We start from the raw sequence: 16,979 nt of genomic DNA on the forward strand, positions 1-16,979 counted from the left end.
CCGCTGACCTGCGGTTTCTAGACTGGGAAGCATGCTCGGTCAACTGTTGCTCGCCGCTTCCAGGAGCGACCTCGTACGCCGCTCCGTGTCAGGCTTCCCGCTCACCAAGAAGGTGGTCGAGCGGTTCGTCGCGGGCGAGAGCGTCGCGGAGGCCCGCGCCGCCGTCGAGCGCCTGCGCGACGCGAACCTGGCCGTCACCATCGACCACCTCGGCGAGGAGACGCTCGACGCGCGGGCCGCCGAGGCCACCGCCCGGGCGTACATCACGCTGCTGGAGGCGCTGCGCCCGCTGGAGCTGGGCTCGCGGGGCGAGGTGTCGGTGAAGCTGTCGGCCGTGGGCCAGCGGCTCGACGACGCGATGGCGCTGGAGCACGCCCGCGAGATCTGCGCGGCCGCCGCGGCCGGCGGCTCGACCGTCACCCTCGACATGGAGGACCACACCACCGTCGACTCCACCCTCGGCATCCTGCGCAAGCTGCGCGAGGACCACCCGGCGACGGGCGTGGCGATCCAGGCGTACCTGTTCCGCAGCGAGGACGACTGCCGCGACCTGGCGGCGGAGGGCTCCCGGGTGCGGCTGGTCAAGGGCGCCTACCGCGAGCCCGCCTCGGTCGCCCACCAGGACAAGACCGAGGTGGACAAGGCGTACGTGCGATGCCTGCGGATCCTCATGGCGGGGAAGGGATACCCCATGGTGGCGACGCACGACGACCGCCTGATCACGATCACTGAGACGCTGGCCGACCGGTACGGGCGGGCGATCGGCGACCACGAGTTCCAGATGCTCTACGGGATCAGGACCGACCGGCAGGAGTCCCTGGCGGGCGCCGGTCACACGGTCCGCGTCTACGTCCCCTACGGCGACGACTGGTACGGCTACTTCATGCGCCGCCTGGCGGAGCGCCCGGCCAACGTCGCCTTCTTCCTTCGTGCCCTTGGGGGTAAGTAAATGGATGCCATCAGCAACGTCCCCGCGCCCGCGAACGAGCGCATCCTCGGCTACGCGCCGGGCAGCGCCGAGCGCTCCGCGCTGGAGGACCGCATCAAGGAGCTGGCCGGCGCCTCCCTCGACCTGACCATGACCATCGGCGGCGAGCAGCGGATGGGCGGCGGCGCCCCCATCGACGTGGTGCAGCCGCACAACCATGCCTCCGTCCTGGGCCGTACCAACGACGCTACGGCCCAGGACGTGCGGGACGCCGTGGACAGCGCGCTGCGGGCCGCCCCCGCCTGGCGGGCGCTGTCGTTCGACGAGCGGGCGGCGATCTTCCTCAAGGCGGCCGACCTGCTGGCCGGGCCGTGGCGGGCCACGCTGAACGCCGCCACCATGCTCGGCCAGTCGAAGTCGGTGCAGCAGGCGGAGATCGACTCGGCCTGCGAGCTGATCGACTTCCTGCGCTTCAACGTCTCCTACGCGCGCCAGCTCTACGCCGACCAGCCGATCTCCTCCCCCGGCGTGTGGAACCGGATGGAGTACCGGCCGCTCGAAGGGTTCGTGCTGGCGATCACGCCGTTCAACTTCACGGCCATCGCCGGGAACCTGCCGGCCTCGGCCGCGCTGATGGGCAACGTCGTGGTATGGAAGCCGTCGCCGACCCAGCAGTTCGCCGCGCACTTCACGATGCGGCTGCTGGAGGAGGCCGGGCTGCCGCCGGGCGTCATCAACCTGGTCACCGGCAACGGCCAGGCCGTCTCCGAGGCCGCCCTGACCCACCCGGCGCTGGCGGGCATCCACTTCACCGGCTCCACCGCGACGTTCCAGCACCTGTGGGCCACGGTGGGCCAGAACATCGCCTCCTACCACTCCTACCCGCGCCTGGTCGGCGAGACCGGCGGCAAGGACTTCGTGCTCGCCCACCCCTCCGCCGACCCGGCCGTGCTCTCGACGGCGCTGATCAGGGGCGCGTTCGAGTACCAGGGGCAGAAGTGCTCGGCGGCGTCGCGGGCGTACGTGCCGCGCTCGGTCTGGAACCGCATGCGCGACGACTTCGTGGCCACGGCCGAGTCGCTGACCGTCGGGGACGTGACCGCCGACCTGTCCACGTTCATGGGCGCGGTCATCGACGGGCGGGCCTTCGCCAAGCACAAGGCGGCCATCGACCGGGCGCGGGACGCGGCGGACATCGACGTGCTCACCGGCTCCTACGACGACAGCGTGGGCTGGTTCGTGCGGCCGACGATCCTGGAGTGCGCCGACCCGACGGACGAGATCTTCGTCAAGGAGTACTTCGGGCCGATCCTCGGCGTGCACGTCTACGAGGACGGCGACTTCGACCGGGTGCTGGACCAGATGGAGGGCGTGGCGCCGTACGCGCTGACCGGCTCGCTCATCGCCCAGGACCGTTACGCCATCGCGGCGGCCTCGGAGCGGCTGCGCTTCGCGGCGGGCAACTTCTACGTCAACGACAAGCCGACGGGCGCGGTCGTGGGCCAGCAGCCGTTCGGCGGCGCGCGGGCCTCGGGCACCAACGACAAGGCCGGGTCGATCTTCAACCTGATCCGCTGGGTGAACGCCCGCACGATCAAGGAGCTGTTCGTCCCGCCGACCGACCACCGTTACCCGCACATGGGCTGAGCCCGCTCGACGCCAGGAGCCCCGGAAGGACCCTTCCTTCCGGGGCTGGAAGCCGAACAAGCCCAATCCGCGATCCGGCCGGCCCCTGGCAGCGCGGCTCGAACGAGAACACCCCGGCCGAGTGTCCGGCTCGGCTGCCGGCCGTCGGCGGCCGGCGAACTAGACGGTCGGGGTGACGGCTTCCTTCATGGCCGGTCCTCTCGCGGCGACCAACCCGGTGATCATGATCAGCCCGTAGACGAGGAACGGCCAGCCGTAGGGCCGGCGTGGCCCCCAGCCGTCGAAGGTGGTCGTCACTCCCACCACGATGACAGCGGCGGCCAGGAACCACCCCATGACGTGTCCCGCCGTACGAGTGCGCCGCCACGCCAGCAGGAACGCCAGCACGATCGCCATGACGATCCCCGGCCACGCCATGAGAAAGTGATCCAAGCCGTATGGGTAGTCCATCCCATAGGTGGGGTCGTCATGCTTCTTCTTGTAGATCAGCTGCTCGAGTGTCCCGTACAAGGAGCCGCCGGCGAGAGAAAGCGGGAAGGCCATGAGCATCATGCGCACCACCCCGTACATCGCGTCGCCGAGATGACCGTCCCGAGTGAGCCCCGTCAGCGTCAGCACCGCCGCCCCGTACGAGCACGCGACCAATGCCGTGGGCAGGCCACGTACCTTGGCGATGGCTTGGATCATGAGATGCCTTCCCCCTACCTCGTCGCGGCTCCGGCGGAGCGGATGATCTCAAGATAGAGTGCCGGGCCGGCGATGGACGCGCCAGCCGTTACCGCCGGACCTCGCCCGTACTCCTGGCGTAATGTGCAAGGTTCGTGTCGTTGACGCCACGAGGCCGCCGCGACCAGCATGAAGGCATGCAGCGGCGGGTCGTGGTCGTCGTCTTCCCCGGGTTCCAGCTCCTCGACCTGGCCGGGCCGGCCGACGTGTTCGGGACGGCGGAGCTGCTCGTGCCCGGCTCCTACCGGGTCGAGACGGTGGCGCCGCGCGGCGGGCTCGTGCCCGCGGGCAACGGCGTCGTGGTCGCGGCGGGCACGCTGGGCGAGGTCGCCGGGCCGGTCGACACGCTGATGGTCGCGGGCGGCCTGTCGGTGCCGGAGCAACTGGCCGACGCGGAGCTGGTCGGCGGCATCGCGGCGCTGGCCGGGGCCGCCCGGCGTACCGCGTCGGTGTGCAACGGGGCGTTCCTGCTGGCCGAGGCCGGGCTGCTGGACCGGCGGCGGGCCACCACCCACTGGCTGTCGGCCAGCGAGCTGCGCGAGCGCTACCCGTGCGTCGAGGTGGACGCCGACCCGCTCTACGTCGAGGACGGCGGCGTGTGGACGTCGGCCGGGGTGCTGTCCGGGGTGGACCTGGCGCTGGCGCTGGTGGCCAGGGACCTCGGGCACGAGGTGGCGGGACGGGTGGCGCGGGCGCTCGTGGTGTACCTGCACCGGCCCGGCGGGCAGAGCCAGTTCAGCCTGCCGATGCGGGCGCTGACGCCGCGCAGCGAGCCGCTGCGGGAGCTGCAGGCCTACATCGACGCCCATCCCCGCGCCGACCTGAGCGTGCCCGCCCTCGCCGCGCGGGCGGGGATGAGCGAGCGGCACTTCTCCCGCGTCTTCACCCGCCAGACCGGGCTCTCCCCCGGCCGTTACGTCGAGCGCAGCCGCGCCGACACCGCCCGGCGGCTCCTGGAGGCCACCGACCAGCCCCTGGAGACCGTGGCCAGGGAGTCGGGGCTCGGGACCGCCGAGACGCTCTACCGCGTCTTCCGCCGCCACTGGCGGGTCTCGCCCGGCGAGCACCGCCGCCGGTTCTCACCGCCCAAGGAGCTTTGACGATGCACGTGGCCATTCCCCTCTATCCCCGCTTCACCGCGCTGGACGCGGTGGGGCCGTACACGGTGCTGGCCTTCGCGCCCGGGTGGACGGCGACGTTCGTGGCCGCCGAGCCGGGTCCGGTCGCCGACGACCGGGGCAGCCTCGCCCTGACCGCCACCGCCTCCTACGCCGACCTGCCCGAGCCCGACGTGGTCGTCGTGCCCGGCGGGATCGGCACCTTCGACGTGCTGGCCGACGAGGCCCTGCTCGGCTGGATCCGCCACGCCCACGAGCACGCGAGCTGGACGACCTCCGTGTGCAGCGGCTCGCTGCTGCTGGGCGCGGCCGGGCTGCTGGACGGCCTGCGGGCCACCAGCCACTGGGCCGTGGCCGGGATGTTGCGGCAGTACGGGGCCGAGCCGGTGGACGAGCGCGTCGTCGTCCAGGGCCGCGTGGTGACGGCGGCCGGGGTGTCGGCGGGGATCGACATGGCGCTGGAGCTGCTGGGGCGGGCCGGGGGCGAGGAGGCGGCGCAGGCGGTGCAACTGGCCATCGAGTACGACCCGCAGCCGCCCTTCGACGCCGGTTCCCTCCGTACCGCTCCGGCCGGTCTGGCCGACCGTGCCCTGCACCTCATCACCTGAACCGCGGCCGGTGGGAGCGCGGCCACGGGCACGGCGAGCGCCCCCGTCCCTCCAGCTCGGGACGGGGGCGCCGCCGTCCGGGCTCGGTGTCCGGCAGCCCGGAGCTCCGTACGGCCCGCGGGCGCCGGGGAGGGCGCGGCGCCGCCGGGCGATGCCCGCTCAGCCGGCGCCGCCGCGCCCGGCCTCCCCGCCCGGAAGCCCGATGACGCCGACCGGCTGGAGCGTTCCACCATGCCGGGACCGTCCGGCGTCCGCTCGTGTCACGAACGCTCCTCCGCCGGGTGCGGTGGTGCTCGGTGCCCGGAAAGGCCGGTGTGATGTCGGAGACTACGGCCGCGGCGCGCCTCTGACGTCAGGGCGGGACCTAGGGAAATCCCTAGGATGCCGACCCTCGCGGGCCCGGCCTCGCGGGTCCTCGCCGACGCGCCTTCCCGCCACGCCCACCCACCACACGTCCACCCACCACACGTCCACCCACCCGCCACACGCCTGCCCGCCTGCCCGCCTGCCCGGTGACGGCCGCGCGTCAGGCCGGACCGGCCGGATCGTCGGGTGCGCCGTCGTCCATTGCGCCGTCGTCCATTGCGCCGTCGTCCATTGCGCCGTCGTCCATTGCGCTGTCGTCCGGTGCGCCGTCGTCCCGCAGGACCCCCAGCGGAAGGACGTCGAAGTGGATGACCACGTGCCCGGTGGACGGATCGCGCCCCTCGGCGGACTCGCGTTCCCTGCGGTCCGACTCCGTCCGGTAGCGCTCCAGCACCTCCAGCACCTCGTCCCGCAGCCCGGCCGTCTCCTCGGCGGTGAGCCGCAGCGACCGCCGTCCGAACCCGCTGGCCGCCACCCACTCCGCCGGCGCCCGTGACGTGCCCTCCCGCCACCTGGCCAGCTCCTCCCCCCGCTGGCGGACGAGGTCGTCGAGCAGGAGCTCCAGGGCGCTGGCCGTCTCCCCGTCCTGCGACGTGTCGCCGTAGGTGAAGCCGCCGGGCACGACCCGCCAGTACTTCTCCTTCCCCCGCCCCATCCCCGGCACGGTCTCGATCATCCCGTGCCTGGACAGCTCCCTCAGGTGGTAGCTGGTCGCCCCGCTGTTCTGCCCGAGCAACGCGGCCAGGCCGGTCGCCGTGGACGGGCCGCGCTCGTCGAGCAGCTCGTAGATGCGCAGTCGCAGCGGGTGCGCGAACGACTTCAGCGCGTTCGCGTCGAGCGTATGAGCGGAAAACCTCTTGCCTCTCGTCACGTGCAAGCCTATCTTTGCAAAGAAATCCATGCACACTTTTCCTTGTACGCCTACACACTAACGGGGGTGAGCCGTGGCAGGCCAAGGTCTCGGGCGGTCCTTCGCGTTCCTGTGGTCCTCCACCGCGCTGTCCAACCTGGCCGACGGCGTGCTCAAGACCGGCGCGCCCCTGCTGGCGGTGTCGATGACCCGGTCGCCCACCCTGGTCTCCCTGGTGGGCGCGGCCGCCACGGTGCCCTGGCTGCTGCTGGCGCTGCCCGCGGGGGCCGTCGCCGACCGCGCCGACCGCCGCCGGATCATGGCCGTCGCCGGGGCCGGCCGGGCCGTGGTCCTGGCCGGCGCGGCGCTGCTGGGCGTGCTCGGGTGGCTCGACCTGTGGGTGCTGCTCGCGGCCGTCCTGGCGGCCGGGGTGGCCGAGGTCTTCGCCGACACCTCGGCGCAGTCCATCCTGCCCATGACCGTGCCGTCCGCGCAGCTCACGCGGGCCAACGGCCGGGTCTCCAGCGCCCAGATGATCGGCAACGAGTTCGCCGGCGCGCCCGTGGCCGGCCTGCTCGTCGGCCTGGCGCCCGCCGCCGTCTTCGGCGCCCCCGCCCTGCTGTACGCCGCCGGGGCGCTGCTCCTGCGCGGCATGCGCGGCACGTACCGGCCGATCCCGGCAGGTACGCACGATTCGCCGCCTGACCCGCCGGGCCTCCCGGCGCAGCACCCGGCGCGGCGCCCGTTACGGCAGGAGATCGGCGAGGCGCTGCGCTACCTGGTCGCCCACCGGGTGCTGCGCGGCCTGGCGATCTCGGCGGGCCTGCTCAACCTCGCCAACTCCGCCTACTTCGCCGTCTTCGTCCTGTGGGTCGTGGGCGACGGGTCGGCGATGGGCCTGGAGCCGGCGGCGTACGGCCTGATGATGTCGGCGTTCGCGGCCGGTGCCGTGCTCGGGTCGTTGTCGTCGGAGCGGGCCAGCGGCGTCTTCGGCGAGTCCCGCACGCTGATGGGCTGCTGGCTGGCCTCCAGCCTGCTGCTCGTGGTGCCGGTCGTCGTGCCGTCCCCGTGGGCGCTCTACCCGGTCGCCGTGTTGTGGGGCATCACCGGGGCGGCCGCCAACGTGCTCGTGATCTCCACGCGGCAGCGGCTGATCCCGTCGGAGCTGCTGGGGCGGGTCAACTCGGCGTACCGGCTCGTCGGGATGGGGGGAATGCCGTTAGGGGCGGCGCTTGGAGGTGTTGTGGCGGAGTTCGCAGGGCTTCCGGCCGTTTTGTTGGGGGCTGCGGGGGTATGTGTGGCCGCTGTCTGGCTGGTGCGGCACGCCCTGTCGGATCGAATTTCTGGGGCCTTGACCAGCCAAGCCGCACTTTCTGACATACCCGGATCATCTTAGGCACCCTATGAGCTGTGCTGAAGTGACATGATTATCCCCGAGTCTGAGGGGATGGTATGCGGAAGATCGGCGGACGGTACCTCCTGCACGAGGAGGCCGGTCGTGGGGGTATGGGAGTCGTCTGGCGTGCGTTCGATCAGCTCCTCCACCGTACGGTGGCGCTCAAGGAGCTGACCTTGGCCGGTGAGGTCGAGATGGTACGCCGCCGGGTGCTGCGTGAGGCCAGGATGGCTGCTGGGCTGACGCATCCCAACATCGTCACGGTCCACGACCTCATCGAGGAGGGCGGCAAGCTCTGGATCGTGATGGAGTACCTCGACGGGCTCTCACTGCACCAGTTGCTGTCGCAGGTCGGCACGCTGCCGGCGCAGTCGGTCGCGGCCATCGGGCAGCACCTGCTCGCCGCGCTGCGCACGGCCCACCAGGCCGGGGTGCTGCACCGCGACGTCAAGCCCGCCAACGTCATGCTGACCGGCGACCGGGTGGTGCTGACCGACTTCGGCATCGCCACGGCCGAAGGCGACATCCGCATGACGACGTCGCGGCGGCTGCGCGGCACACCCGCCTTCATGGCGCCCGAGCGCCTGCACGGCGGGCCGGCCAGCAAGGAGGCCGACATGTGGTCCTTCGGCGCCACGCTCTACAGCGCCGTCGAGGGGCAGCCTCCCTACCCGGGGCAGGACGCGGCCACGGTGCTCGGCATGGCCCGCAGCGGGCCGTACCCGCCGCCGCGCCGCGCCGGTGTCATGCGGCCCCTGCTCGAAGGGCTGCTCCATCACGACCCGATCCGCCGGTTCACGCTGGAGCAGACGGCGGGGCTGCTGGCGGGCATGCGCGCGAGCGCGTACCAGGCGGCCATCTGACAGCCGGACGGCATCGCCGGGCTGAGAGCCCGACTGAGAGCCGAGCCCGGCGGGGCTGAGAGCCGAGCCCGGCGGGGAAGGGTTCGCGGTCCAGCGCCGGTGGCGGTGCTGGTGCCGGTGGCGGTGCCCGTGGCGGTGCCCGTGGCGGTGGCGGTGCCGGTGGTCATGGTCGTGGTGGTGGTGTTCGTGTCGGGCGTTCAGCCTCCGGTCAGGGGGACGTCGCGGTAGGTGCGCCACAGCGCGAGGTCGTAGCCCAGTCCCAGGGCCGCGCCGAGCAGCATCGGGGCGCCCACTGCGGCGAGGGTGCCGGTCAGCAACGTGGTGGCGGCGATGGGGGCGGCCGAGACGGCGACGCCGCGGGCCAGGCTGGTCAGGCTGGCGGCGGCCGTGCGGTGGGCGCAGGGGACGATCGCGGTCGCGAACGCCTGCCGCGCCGGCACGTCGATCTTGGAGAGTGTCTGGCGGAGCAGCAGCAGGGCGACGGCGGTGGCGAGGTTCGGCGCGAACGGGACGCAGGCCAGCAGCAGGTTCGCCGCGGCGTGCGGAAGGAGCATGGTGGCCAGCAGCCCGCGTCTGGCGGCCAGCAGCGGCGCCGTGAGCTGAGCCAGGGCCGGCAGCAGGTTGGCGGCGAAGAACACCAGGCCCAGTTGCGCGGTGGTGGCGCCGTAGCGGTGGGCGAACCACCAGGCCAGCACGGCCTGGACGGCCAGCCCTCCGGACAGGGCGTCCAGGGCGGACAGGCCGGCCAGCAGGCGCACCTGGCCGGGGACGCGCGGGCGGCGGTGCCCGCCCCGGGCGGGGCGCGCGGTCCCGGGCGCCTCGGCGCACGGCGTCAAGTGCCGGAACAGCGTCACGGTGCCGGCCGCGAGGGCCGCGTACAGGGCGAAGGCGGCGTCGGGGGCCGAGGTCCACGGCTGGAGCCCGAGGGCGGCGGCGACCAGAGCGCCCAGCGCGCCGGATGCCATGGCGCTGACGTTGTAGCAGGTGAAGGCGAACGTGTGGCGGGCCTCGGGGCAGGTCTGGGCGAGGATGGCCTGCTCCACTCCCGAGAAGGGGGTGTTGTCGTTGGTGGAGGGCGAGATCGTGCCGATGAAGGCGGCGGCGACCAGGACGGGATAGGACTCGCTGAGCGCGAACACGGTGCCGGTCACCGCCATCAGGCAGCCGCACACCATCAGCGTTCGCCGCCGTCCCCAGACGTCGGCGAACAGGCCCAGCAGCAGGCTCGCGAGCACCGAGCCGGCTGAGGCGACGGCCAGCAGCAGGCCGGTCTGCCAGGGCGCGTCACCGTCCTGGGCGAGCAGGTCGGCCAGGAGCACGCTGGTGCACCCGTAACCGAAGGTCCGCAACGACCGCGCCGCGATGACCAGCAGCCCGTTGCGTCCTAGTTCCGCCAGAAAACCGCCCGTGACCTGCGCGTTCGACATACGGCATGATGGCGCGAGCGGAGCCCCGGCACACCGCGAACACGCGAGAACGCGCGGGAACGGGCGGGAACGCACGGGAGCACGCCGGGCCCCCGCCAGGCCGCTGCCGGGGTTCCGCGGCTGCTCGCCGGGATTTCGCGGCTGCTCGCCGGGGTTCCGCGGCTGCTCCGGCGCCGCGCGTGACCCGTGGCGGCGAGGGGCTGTGGAGGCCGGGTCAGTCCTTCTGGGCGCGGGCGGCGGCTTCGGCGGCGTCGAGGGCGGCGGCCTCTTCCGGGGTCGGGGCGGTGCCGCCCAGGTGGGCGGGCTGCCACCACACGCCCGGCGGGATCTCCGGGTACGTCCGCTGTGCCCGGTCCACCAGCCCCGAGAGCCGCTCGTGCAGGTCCGTCACGTGCTTGGTGACGTCATCGCCGCGCTTGGGGTACATCGGCTCGCCCACCAGGACGGTCAGGGGGATGTGCCGCTGGAGCAGCTTGCGGGGGCGGCCCTTGGTCCAGAAGCGCTGGCTGCCCCACAGCGCCAGCGGGATGACCGGCACGTTGGTGGCCTGGGCCATCCGGATGGCGCCGTTCTTGATCTCCTTGACGGTGAACGAGCGGCTGATCGTGGCCTCGGCGAAGACGCCCACCACCTCGCCGGCCTTGAGCATGCGCAGCGCCGTCGCGTACGAGCCCGCGCCCGCCCCCCGGTCGACCGGGATGTGGTGCATCCCCCGCATGAGCGGCCCCGAGATCCGGTGCTCGAACACGTCCTGCTTGGCCATGAAGCGCACCAGCCGCCCCGCCGGGTGCGCGGCGAACCCGGCGAAGATGAAGTCGAGGTAGCTGATGTGGTTGCTCACCAGCACCGCTCCGCCGCTCCGCGGCACGTTCTCGGTCCCTTCCATGTGGAAGCGGATGTCGAGCGCGCGAAAGAGGGTCCGCGCGGCGGCGATCACCGGCGGGTACACGATCTCAGCCATGTGCAGAAGGTAGCAGCCTCTCCGGGCTGCTCCGACGGTTCAGGCAGGTCTGACGGTGGTCGGGAGGGAGACCAGGCCGCGGAAGTTGCCGTGCGAGGTCCGGCGGATGCCCTCCTCGTGGACGTGGTAGCCGGGCGCGACGGCGTCGGTTAGCTCCTCCAGGGTGATCCGGGCCTCCAGGCGGGCCAGGGCGGCGCCGAGGCAGTAGTGGCGGCCGACGCCGAAGCTGAGGGTGCGGGAGGTGTCGCGGCCGAGGTCGTAGACGTCGGGGTCGGGGAAGACCTCCTCGTCGCGGTTGGCGGAGCCGATGAGGAGCCACATCTTGGCGTCCTTCGGCACCGGCGTGCCGTGCAGCTCGGCCGGCTCGGCCAGGCGGCGGGCGGTGCCGTGCGCCGGGGTGTCGTAGCGCAGCGACTCCTCCACCCACCGCGTGATGTCCCCGCCGAAGGCGAGGTCGCGCTGGCCGGGGTTGCGCCAGGCCCAGTACCAGGCGGCGCCGAGCAGGTGGGTCGTGGTCTCCGACCCCGCGCCGATGAGCAGGAACAGGAACGCCACGATCTCCTCGTCGGTCAGGTCGCCGTCGGCGACGAGCGCGGAGACGAGGTCGTCGCGCGGTTCCCGGCGGCGTTCGGCGACGACGGAGGCGTAGTAGTCGCCGAGGGTCAGCAGGCTCGCGAGCCCGGCCTCGGTGAGGGTGCCGGCGAGGTCGTGCTTGAGCAGGACGCTCTGGCTGCGCCGGACCTTGATCCGCCTGGACGACGGGACGCCCATCAGCTCGGAGATCACGTCGAGCGGCAGCTTGGCGGCGAGGTCGGCGGTGAAGTCGAAGGTGCCCCGCGCCAGGCCCTCATGGATGTAGGAGCGCGCGATCTCGCGGATCATGGGTTCGAGCGCGGCGATCCGGCGCGGGGTGAACGCCCGGGAGACGACCGCCCGCATGCGGGTGTGGTCGGGCGGGTCCATGGCGATGAAGGACAGGTACGCCCGGGCCCTCGGGGTCCAGGCGCCAGGGTCGATCATGGGGCCGTGGTCGCTGGAGAAGCGCGCGCTGTCGGTCAGCGCGGCGGTGACGTCGGCGTGCCGGGACAGTGCCCAGAAGCCGGCTTCGGGGTTGTGGTAGAGCGGGGCCTCGCGGCGCAGCCGGGCGTAGACCGGGTACGGGTCGTCGTTGACCGACGGGTCGTACGGGGTGTAGACGACTTCCACCCCTTCCACGCTACGACGCTTGCGTCCCGCCGGGAACGGGCAGATGTTGTGACCATGAAAAAGCTCATCAACACGGCAGGCTCCGTCGTTGAGGATGCGCTGAACGGCATGGCGGCGGCCCACCCGTCGCTGCGGATCCGCGACCGGGTGGTCTACCGGGCTCAGGGCCCGCGTCCCGGCAAGGTCGGCCTGGTCTCGGGCGGCGGCTCCGGGCACGAGCCGCTGCACGCCGGGTTCGTCGGGTACGGCATGCTGGACGCGGCCTGTCCCGGCGAGGTCTTCACCTCCCCCGTGCCCGACCAGATCATCGACGCCACGAAGGCCGTGGACGGCGGCGTGGGCGTCCTGCACATCGTGAAGAACTACACCGGCGACGTGCTCAACTTCGAGATGGCCGCCGAGCTGGCCGAGGACGTCGAGGTGGCGAGCGTGCTGGTGGACGACGACGTGGCCGTCCAGGACTCCTTGTACACAGCCGGCCGGCGCGGCACGGGCGCGACGCTGTTCGTGGAGAAGATCGCCGGGGCGCTCGCCGAGGAGGGCGCGCCGCTGGCCGAGGTGGCGGCGGTGGCACGCGAGGTGGACGAGCGCAGCCGCTCCTTCGGGATCGCCCTGACCTCCTGTACGACGCCGCACGCCGGCAAGCCCACCTTCGACCTGCCCGAGGACCAGGTGGAGCTGGGCATCGGCATCCACGGCGAGCCGGGCCGCGCCCGGGCGCCGCTGGGCCCGGCGCGCGAGCTGGCGGGGATCGCGATGGAGGCGGTCCACGGCGACCTGCCGCTGGGCGGGGAGCTGCTGGTCATGGTGAACGGCATGGGCGGGACGCCGCTCATGGAGCTGTACGTGGTGTTCGCCGAGGTGGCGGCGTTCGTGGAGGGGAAGGGGGCGCGGGTGGCGCGCTCGCTGGTCGGCAACTACGTGACGAGCCTGGACATGCAGGGTTTCTCCGTCAGCGTGTGCCGTCTCGACGACAGGCTGGCCCGGTTGTGGGACGCGCCGGTCGAGACGCCGGGGCTGCGCTGGGGGCGGTGATGGGCATCGCGGGGACGGGCGCGGGCAGGAGCCCGGACATGGACTCGGGCAGGGGCACGGGCATGGACGCGGGCAGGAGCGCGGGCGGGGACGGTCCGGTGATGGACGCCGGGTTCTTCGTGGCGTGGTTCGAGGAGGCGGCCAGGCTGGTCCGGCGGGATCACGAGCGGCTGACCGCGCTGGACGCCGCGATCGGGGACGCCGACCACGGCGCGAACCTGGATCGGGGGCTCAGCGAGGTGGTCGCGGCCTTCGCCGGGTCGCCGCCGGGCTCGCCGGGCCAGGCCCTCACGGCGGCGGGGGCGACGCTGATCCGGAAGGTGGGCGGGGCGTCCGGGCCGCTGTACGGGTCGGTGTTCCGGCAGATGGGCCGGACCATCGAGGAGCCGGTGACGCTGGCGCGGTTCGCGGCGGCGTTCGAGGCGGGAGTGGTGGCGCTGGAACGGCTCGGCAAGGCGGCCCTCGGCGACAAGACGATGGTGGACGCGCTGGTGCCCGCCTCGCGGGCGCTGGCGCTGGCGCTGCGGGACGGCGTGGGGGCGCGGGAGGCGTTCGCGCTGGCGGCGCGGGCGGCCGCCGAGGGGGCCGAGGCGACGATCCCGTTGCAGGCGCGCAAGGGGCGGGCCAGCTACCTGGGCGAGCGCAGCGCCGGGCACGAGGACCCGGGCGCGGCGTCCTCGGCCCTGCTCATGTCCGCCCTGGCGACAGTGGCGGCGGCCAGGTGAGGGGCGGCCAAGTCACGGGCGGCCAAGCCACGGGCGGCCAAGCCACGGGGAGCCAGGTGACAGGCGGCCAGGTGACAAGCGGCCCAGTGACGAGCGGCCAAGTGACGGGGAGCCAGGTGACGGGCGGTCAGGTGACGGCGGGGGGTGGGTGATGACGGTGGGGGTGGTGCTGGTGTCGCACAGTGCAGGGCTGGCGCGGGAGGCGGTGGTGCTGGTGCGCGGCATCGCGGGCCCGGAGGTGCCCGTGGCGGCGGCCGGCGGCACCGAGGACGGCGGGCTGGGCACCAGCCTGGACCTCATCGAGGCGGCCGTGCGCGCCGCCGACCAGGGCGACGGCGTGCTGCTCGTGCCCGACCTGGGCAGCTCGGTGCTGACCGCCCGGCTCGTGGCCGAGCCGGGGCGGGTCGTCGTGGCGGACGCGCCGTTCGTGGAGGGCGCGATCGCGGCGGCGGTCGCGGCGGGAGCGGGCTTACCCCTGTCCCAGGTGGTGGCCGCCGCCGAGGAGTCGCGCGTCTTCCACAAGCTGTGACGCCGCACGTCAGTGGCCCTTGAACGCCTCCTCCAGCCACCAGGAGCCGCGTTCCCTGGTGACCTTGGCGTGGACGAGCAGCGGCCGGTCGCGCGGCCCCTTGAGCCAGTCGGCCACCCCCGCCAGGTCGGCCTCCCCGCCGACGGTCACGGCGGCGAAGCCGTGCCCCCGGGCGACGGCGGCCAGGTCCGCGGGCGGGAAGCGGACGGTGTCCAGCGGGTGGCCGTGCGGCCCGAAGTGGTGGACCTCGGCGCCGTACGCCTCGTCGTCGTAGACGACGACCACCATCGGCAGGCCCAGCCGGACGACGGTCTCCAGCTCGGCGGCGCTCATGAACGCCCCGCCGTCGCCGAGCGCGGCCACCGGCAGCCGGTCGGGACGGGCCACGGCGGCGCCGATCGCGGTGGCCAGGCCGAGGCCGACCGACTGGAACGCCTGGGTGAAGCAGAACCCGTTCTCGTCGGGCACGTCGAGGAACACCGCCGGGTACCCCATGAAGTTGCCGCTGTCGACGGCCAGGATCCGCTCGGCGGGCAGCAGGTCGTCCAGGCCGATGGTGAGGGTGCGCGGGTCGATGCGGCCGGCGGCGCCGCCGTCCTCGTACGGGACGTCGCGCCAGCGGCCCTCGGCGCGGATCCGGCGCTCGACGGCGGGCGAGCGGTAGCCGGGGACGGCCGGGACGCGGGCGGCCAGGGCCGTGGCGACGGCGGCCACGTCGCCCGTCACGCCGAGGTCCACGGGCAGGTGGGCGCCCAGGGCGGCGGGGTCGAGGTCCACCTGCGCGATCTGGCCGTCGGCCGGGACCAGCGAGCCGTGGCGGGTGGTCCACATGGTGAGCGCGCAGCCCCAGGCGATGACGAGGTCGGCCCCGGTGATCAGCTCGGCGGCCAGCGGGGTGGCGAAGCCGCCGGAGACGTCCAGGTCCCACGGGCTGCCCCGGAACAGGCCGCGGGCGACGGCCGAGGTGGCGAGCAGGGCTCCCGCCCGGTCGGCCAGCGCCTCCAGCTCCCCCCGCGCGTGCCGGGCGCCCCGGCCGGCGATGAACACCGGGCGGGACGACCCGGCCAGCAGGCCGGCGAGGGCGTCGAGCTCGGCGGCGAGCGGCAGGCTCTCGTCGGGAGGGTCGGCGGCAAGGTCGGCGGGCGCGACGGCGGGCCCGGCGGCGGGCCCGGCAGCGAGCGCGGCGGCGAGCGCGACGTCCGGGCAGGGCAGGGCCTGGACGTCGAGGGGCAGGCTCAGCAGGACGGTACGGCGTTCCGCGGTCGCCGTCCTGTGGGCTTCCTCGGCCCGCGCCCACGCCTCCTCCCCCGAGGTGACCCGCATGGCGACGGCTCCCACCGCCTCGGCCAGCGCGTGCTGGTCGACGTGGAAGTTGGAGCGGCGGTCGGTGGCCTCGCCGGCCAGGACGACGAGCGGGGTACGGCTCTTGGCGGCCTCGGCGATCCCGGTCAGCGCGTTGGTCAGGCCGGGCCCCTGGTGGACGGACAGGACGCCGGCCCGCCCGCTCACGCGCGCGTAGGCGTCGGCCATGGTCGCCGCGCCGCCCTCGTGCCGGGCGGCGACGAACCGCGCGCCGGCCGCGACCAGCGCGTTGGTGACGTGGAAGTTGCCGCTGCCGACCACGCCGAACACGACGCGGGCGCCGCGACCCGCCAGGGCGCGGCCGACCGCCTCGGCGACGATCAACGCTCCACCAGGGCCAGGACGCGGACGGGGCTGCCCGAGCCGCCGACGATGGGCAGCGGCGGGGCGACCACGGCGGCGCCGGTCACCGGCAGGCGGTCGAGGTTGCGGAGCTGGGTCAGGCCGTACTTGCCGGCGCCGAGAAGGAAGGAGTGGCAGGGGAAGGCCGGGTCGAAGGAGTGGGCGGCGCCGGCGTCGGTGCCGACGGTCTCGACGCCGAGGCCGAGGATCGGGGTCTCGGTGGCCAGCCAGGAGGCGCACTCGACCGAGATGCCGGGCGTGTGGGGGCCGGTCTCGTCGGCGTTGAGGAAGGCGGCCTGGTCGCCGGAGCGGGCGTCCCAGCCGGTCCGGTAGAGCAGCCAGCCGCCGTCGGGCAGCGGGCCGTTGGCGCGTTCCCACTCCTTGACGTGGTCGATCTGGAGGAGGAAGTCGGGGTCCTTGGACGCCTCGTCGGCGAGGTCGAGCACGACGGCGGGGGCGATGAGCCGGGCGGCGGGGACCTGGGAGACGTCCTCGCCGTCGCGGCCGGTGGCCCAGTGGACGGGCGCGTCGAAGTGGGTGCCGGTGTGCTCGCCCGTGTGGATGTCGTTCCAGTACCAGGCGGGGCCGCGGTCGTCGTAGCGGCTGATCTCCTCCAGCCGGAACGGGATCGTGTTGCCGAACGGCTCGGGGAGCTGGAGGATCGGCGTGTCGGACGAGAGGGGCGCGGTGAGGTCGATCACCTCGATGGCGCCGCTGCGTACGCTGTCCAGGAAGCTCTTCAGGACCGGCATGTCATCCTCCTCGGGTGGCTGAGCGCATCCTCCTACGCCCCGCCCCACCAGTGCAAACACGCTCGATCCCCGAGGAGGCCGGCGCCGGTTGCGGGAAGGCCGGTTGCGGGAAGAAGGGCGGCACGTGGACGTGGCGGG

General features: G+C 73.5%; 17 protein-coding genes. 10 read left to right on the forward strand and 7 right to left on the reverse strand.

The genetic code is table 11. From position 1 onward, the window contains the following. The first annotated feature begins 31 nt into the window (after positions 1–31). Complete coding sequence (locus AB0H75_RS08855) at positions 32–949, forward strand: proline dehydrogenase family protein (RefSeq protein WP_367792797.1); 918 nt, start codon at positions 32–34, stop codon at positions 947–949. Beyond that, the gene (gene pruA, locus AB0H75_RS08860; protein ID WP_367792800.1) at positions 950–2,575 is read left to right on the forward strand and encodes an L-glutamate gamma-semialdehyde dehydrogenase; all 1,626 of its coding nucleotides are present in this window, start codon (positions 950–952) and stop codon (positions 2,573–2,575) included. Between the two features lie 159 nt (positions 2,576–2,734). On the opposite strand, the gene AB0H75_RS08865 is transcribed toward pruA, so the two are convergent. Continuing rightward, the gene (locus tag AB0H75_RS08865; protein WP_367792803.1) at positions 2,735–3,262 is read right to left on the reverse strand and encodes a hypothetical protein; all 528 of its coding nucleotides are present in this window, start codon (positions 3,260–3,262) and stop codon (positions 2,735–2,737) included. A 176-nt stretch (positions 3,263–3,438) separates the two neighbouring features. On the opposite strand from AB0H75_RS08865, the gene AB0H75_RS08870 reads away from it, so the two are divergent. Both AB0H75_RS08870 and AB0H75_RS08875 read left to right on the forward strand, forming a co-directional pair. Then, on the forward strand, positions 3,439–4,401 hold the full coding sequence (locus AB0H75_RS08870) for a GlxA family transcriptional regulator (RefSeq protein WP_367792807.1): 963 nt from the start codon (positions 3,439–3,441) through the stop codon (positions 4,399–4,401). Between the two features lie 2 nt (positions 4,402–4,403). Continuing rightward, entirely contained in the window at positions 4,404–5,027 is a 624-nt protein-coding gene (locus AB0H75_RS08875) for a DJ-1/PfpI family protein (protein ID WP_367792810.1), read from the forward strand. A gap of 526 nt (positions 5,028–5,553) precedes the next feature. On the opposite strand, the gene AB0H75_RS08880 is transcribed toward AB0H75_RS08875, so the two are convergent. Then, the gene (locus AB0H75_RS08880; RefSeq protein ID WP_367792813.1) at positions 5,554–6,264 is read right to left on the reverse strand and encodes a helix-turn-helix domain-containing protein; all 711 of its coding nucleotides are present in this window, start codon (positions 6,262–6,264) and stop codon (positions 5,554–5,556) included. 73 nt (positions 6,265–6,337) lie between these two features. Between AB0H75_RS08880 and AB0H75_RS08885 the strand changes: the two genes are divergently transcribed. From AB0H75_RS08885 to AB0H75_RS08895, 3 genes are all read left to right on the forward strand, one after another. After that, positions 6,338–7,639 carry an MFS transporter gene (locus AB0H75_RS08885; RefSeq protein WP_367792816.1) on the forward strand — a complete coding sequence of 434 codons (1,302 nt, stop codon included), beginning with the start codon at positions 6,338–6,340 and terminating at the stop codon, positions 7,637–7,639. 56 nt (positions 7,640–7,695) lie between these two features. Continuing rightward, entirely contained in the window at positions 7,696–8,502 is an 807-nt protein-coding gene (locus tag AB0H75_RS08890) for a serine/threonine-protein kinase (RefSeq protein WP_367792819.1), read from the forward strand. 99 nt (positions 8,503–8,601) lie between these two features. Continuing rightward, positions 8,602–8,730: a hypothetical protein gene (locus tag AB0H75_RS08895; protein ID WP_367792822.1), complete on the forward strand. Its 129-nt coding sequence runs from the start codon at positions 8,602–8,604 to the stop codon at positions 8,728–8,730. Here AB0H75_RS08895 and AB0H75_RS08900 read toward each other — a convergent pair. The 3 genes from AB0H75_RS08900 to AB0H75_RS08910 all read right to left on the reverse strand — a co-directional run bounded on the left by AB0H75_RS08900 (position 8,700) and on the right by AB0H75_RS08910 (position 12,096). Continuing rightward, on the reverse strand, positions 8,700–9,929 hold the full coding sequence (locus AB0H75_RS08900) for an MFS transporter (RefSeq protein WP_367792825.1): 1,230 nt from the start codon (positions 9,927–9,929) through the stop codon (positions 8,700–8,702). The two genes, AB0H75_RS08895 and AB0H75_RS08900, sit on opposite strands and share 31 nt — an antisense overlap. Positions 9,930–10,143: 214 nt before the next feature. Next, a complete protein-coding gene (locus tag AB0H75_RS08905; protein WP_367792827.1) occupies positions 10,144–10,890 on the reverse strand; it encodes a lysophospholipid acyltransferase family protein in 747 nt (248 codons plus the stop codon). Positions 10,891–10,929: 39 nt separating this feature from the next. Continuing rightward, the gene (locus AB0H75_RS08910) at positions 10,930–12,096 is read right to left on the reverse strand and encodes a cytochrome P450 (protein ID WP_367792830.1); all 1,167 of its coding nucleotides are present in this window, start codon (positions 12,094–12,096) and stop codon (positions 10,930–10,932) included. Between the two features lie 54 nt (positions 12,097–12,150). Here AB0H75_RS08910 and dhaK point away from each other — a divergent pair, with 54 nt between their 5' ends. The 3 genes from dhaK (at position 12,151) to AB0H75_RS08925 (ending at position 14,385) form a co-directional block, all read left to right on the forward strand. After that, positions 12,151–13,131 (forward strand): dihydroxyacetone kinase subunit DhaK, encoded by a 981-nt coding sequence (gene dhaK, locus AB0H75_RS08915; protein ID WP_367792833.1) that lies wholly within the window; start codon positions 12,151–12,153, stop codon positions 13,129–13,131. A gap of 38 nt (positions 13,132–13,169) precedes the next feature. Next, complete coding sequence (gene dhaL, locus AB0H75_RS08920; RefSeq protein ID WP_367792836.1) at positions 13,170–13,856, forward strand: dihydroxyacetone kinase subunit DhaL; 687 nt, start codon at positions 13,170–13,172, stop codon at positions 13,854–13,856. Between the two features lie 151 nt (positions 13,857–14,007). Beyond that, positions 14,008–14,385 carry a PTS-dependent dihydroxyacetone kinase phosphotransferase subunit DhaM gene (locus tag AB0H75_RS08925; protein ID WP_367792839.1) on the forward strand — a complete coding sequence of 126 codons (378 nt, stop codon included), beginning with the start codon at positions 14,008–14,010 and terminating at the stop codon, positions 14,383–14,385. Between the two features lie 9 nt (positions 14,386–14,394). On the opposite strand, the gene AB0H75_RS08930 is transcribed toward AB0H75_RS08925, so the two are convergent. Next, positions 14,395–16,071: a thiamine pyrophosphate-binding protein gene (locus tag AB0H75_RS08930; RefSeq protein WP_367792842.1), complete on the reverse strand. Its 1,677-nt coding sequence runs from the start codon at positions 16,069–16,071 to the stop codon at positions 14,395–14,397. Continuing rightward, positions 16,068–16,841, reverse strand: a complete 774-nt coding sequence (locus AB0H75_RS08935) for a cyclase family protein (RefSeq protein WP_367792845.1) — start codon at positions 16,839–16,841, stop codon at positions 16,068–16,070. Before AB0H75_RS08935 ends, AB0H75_RS08930 begins: the two co-directional genes overlap by 4 nt. Between the last annotated feature and the right edge of the window lie 138 nt (positions 16,842–16,979).

Origin of the sequence: Nonomuraea sp. NPDC050783, assembly GCF_040802095.1 — a bacterium.
Taxonomy (GTDB): domain Bacteria; phylum Actinomycetota; class Actinomycetes; order Streptosporangiales; family Streptosporangiaceae; genus Nonomuraea.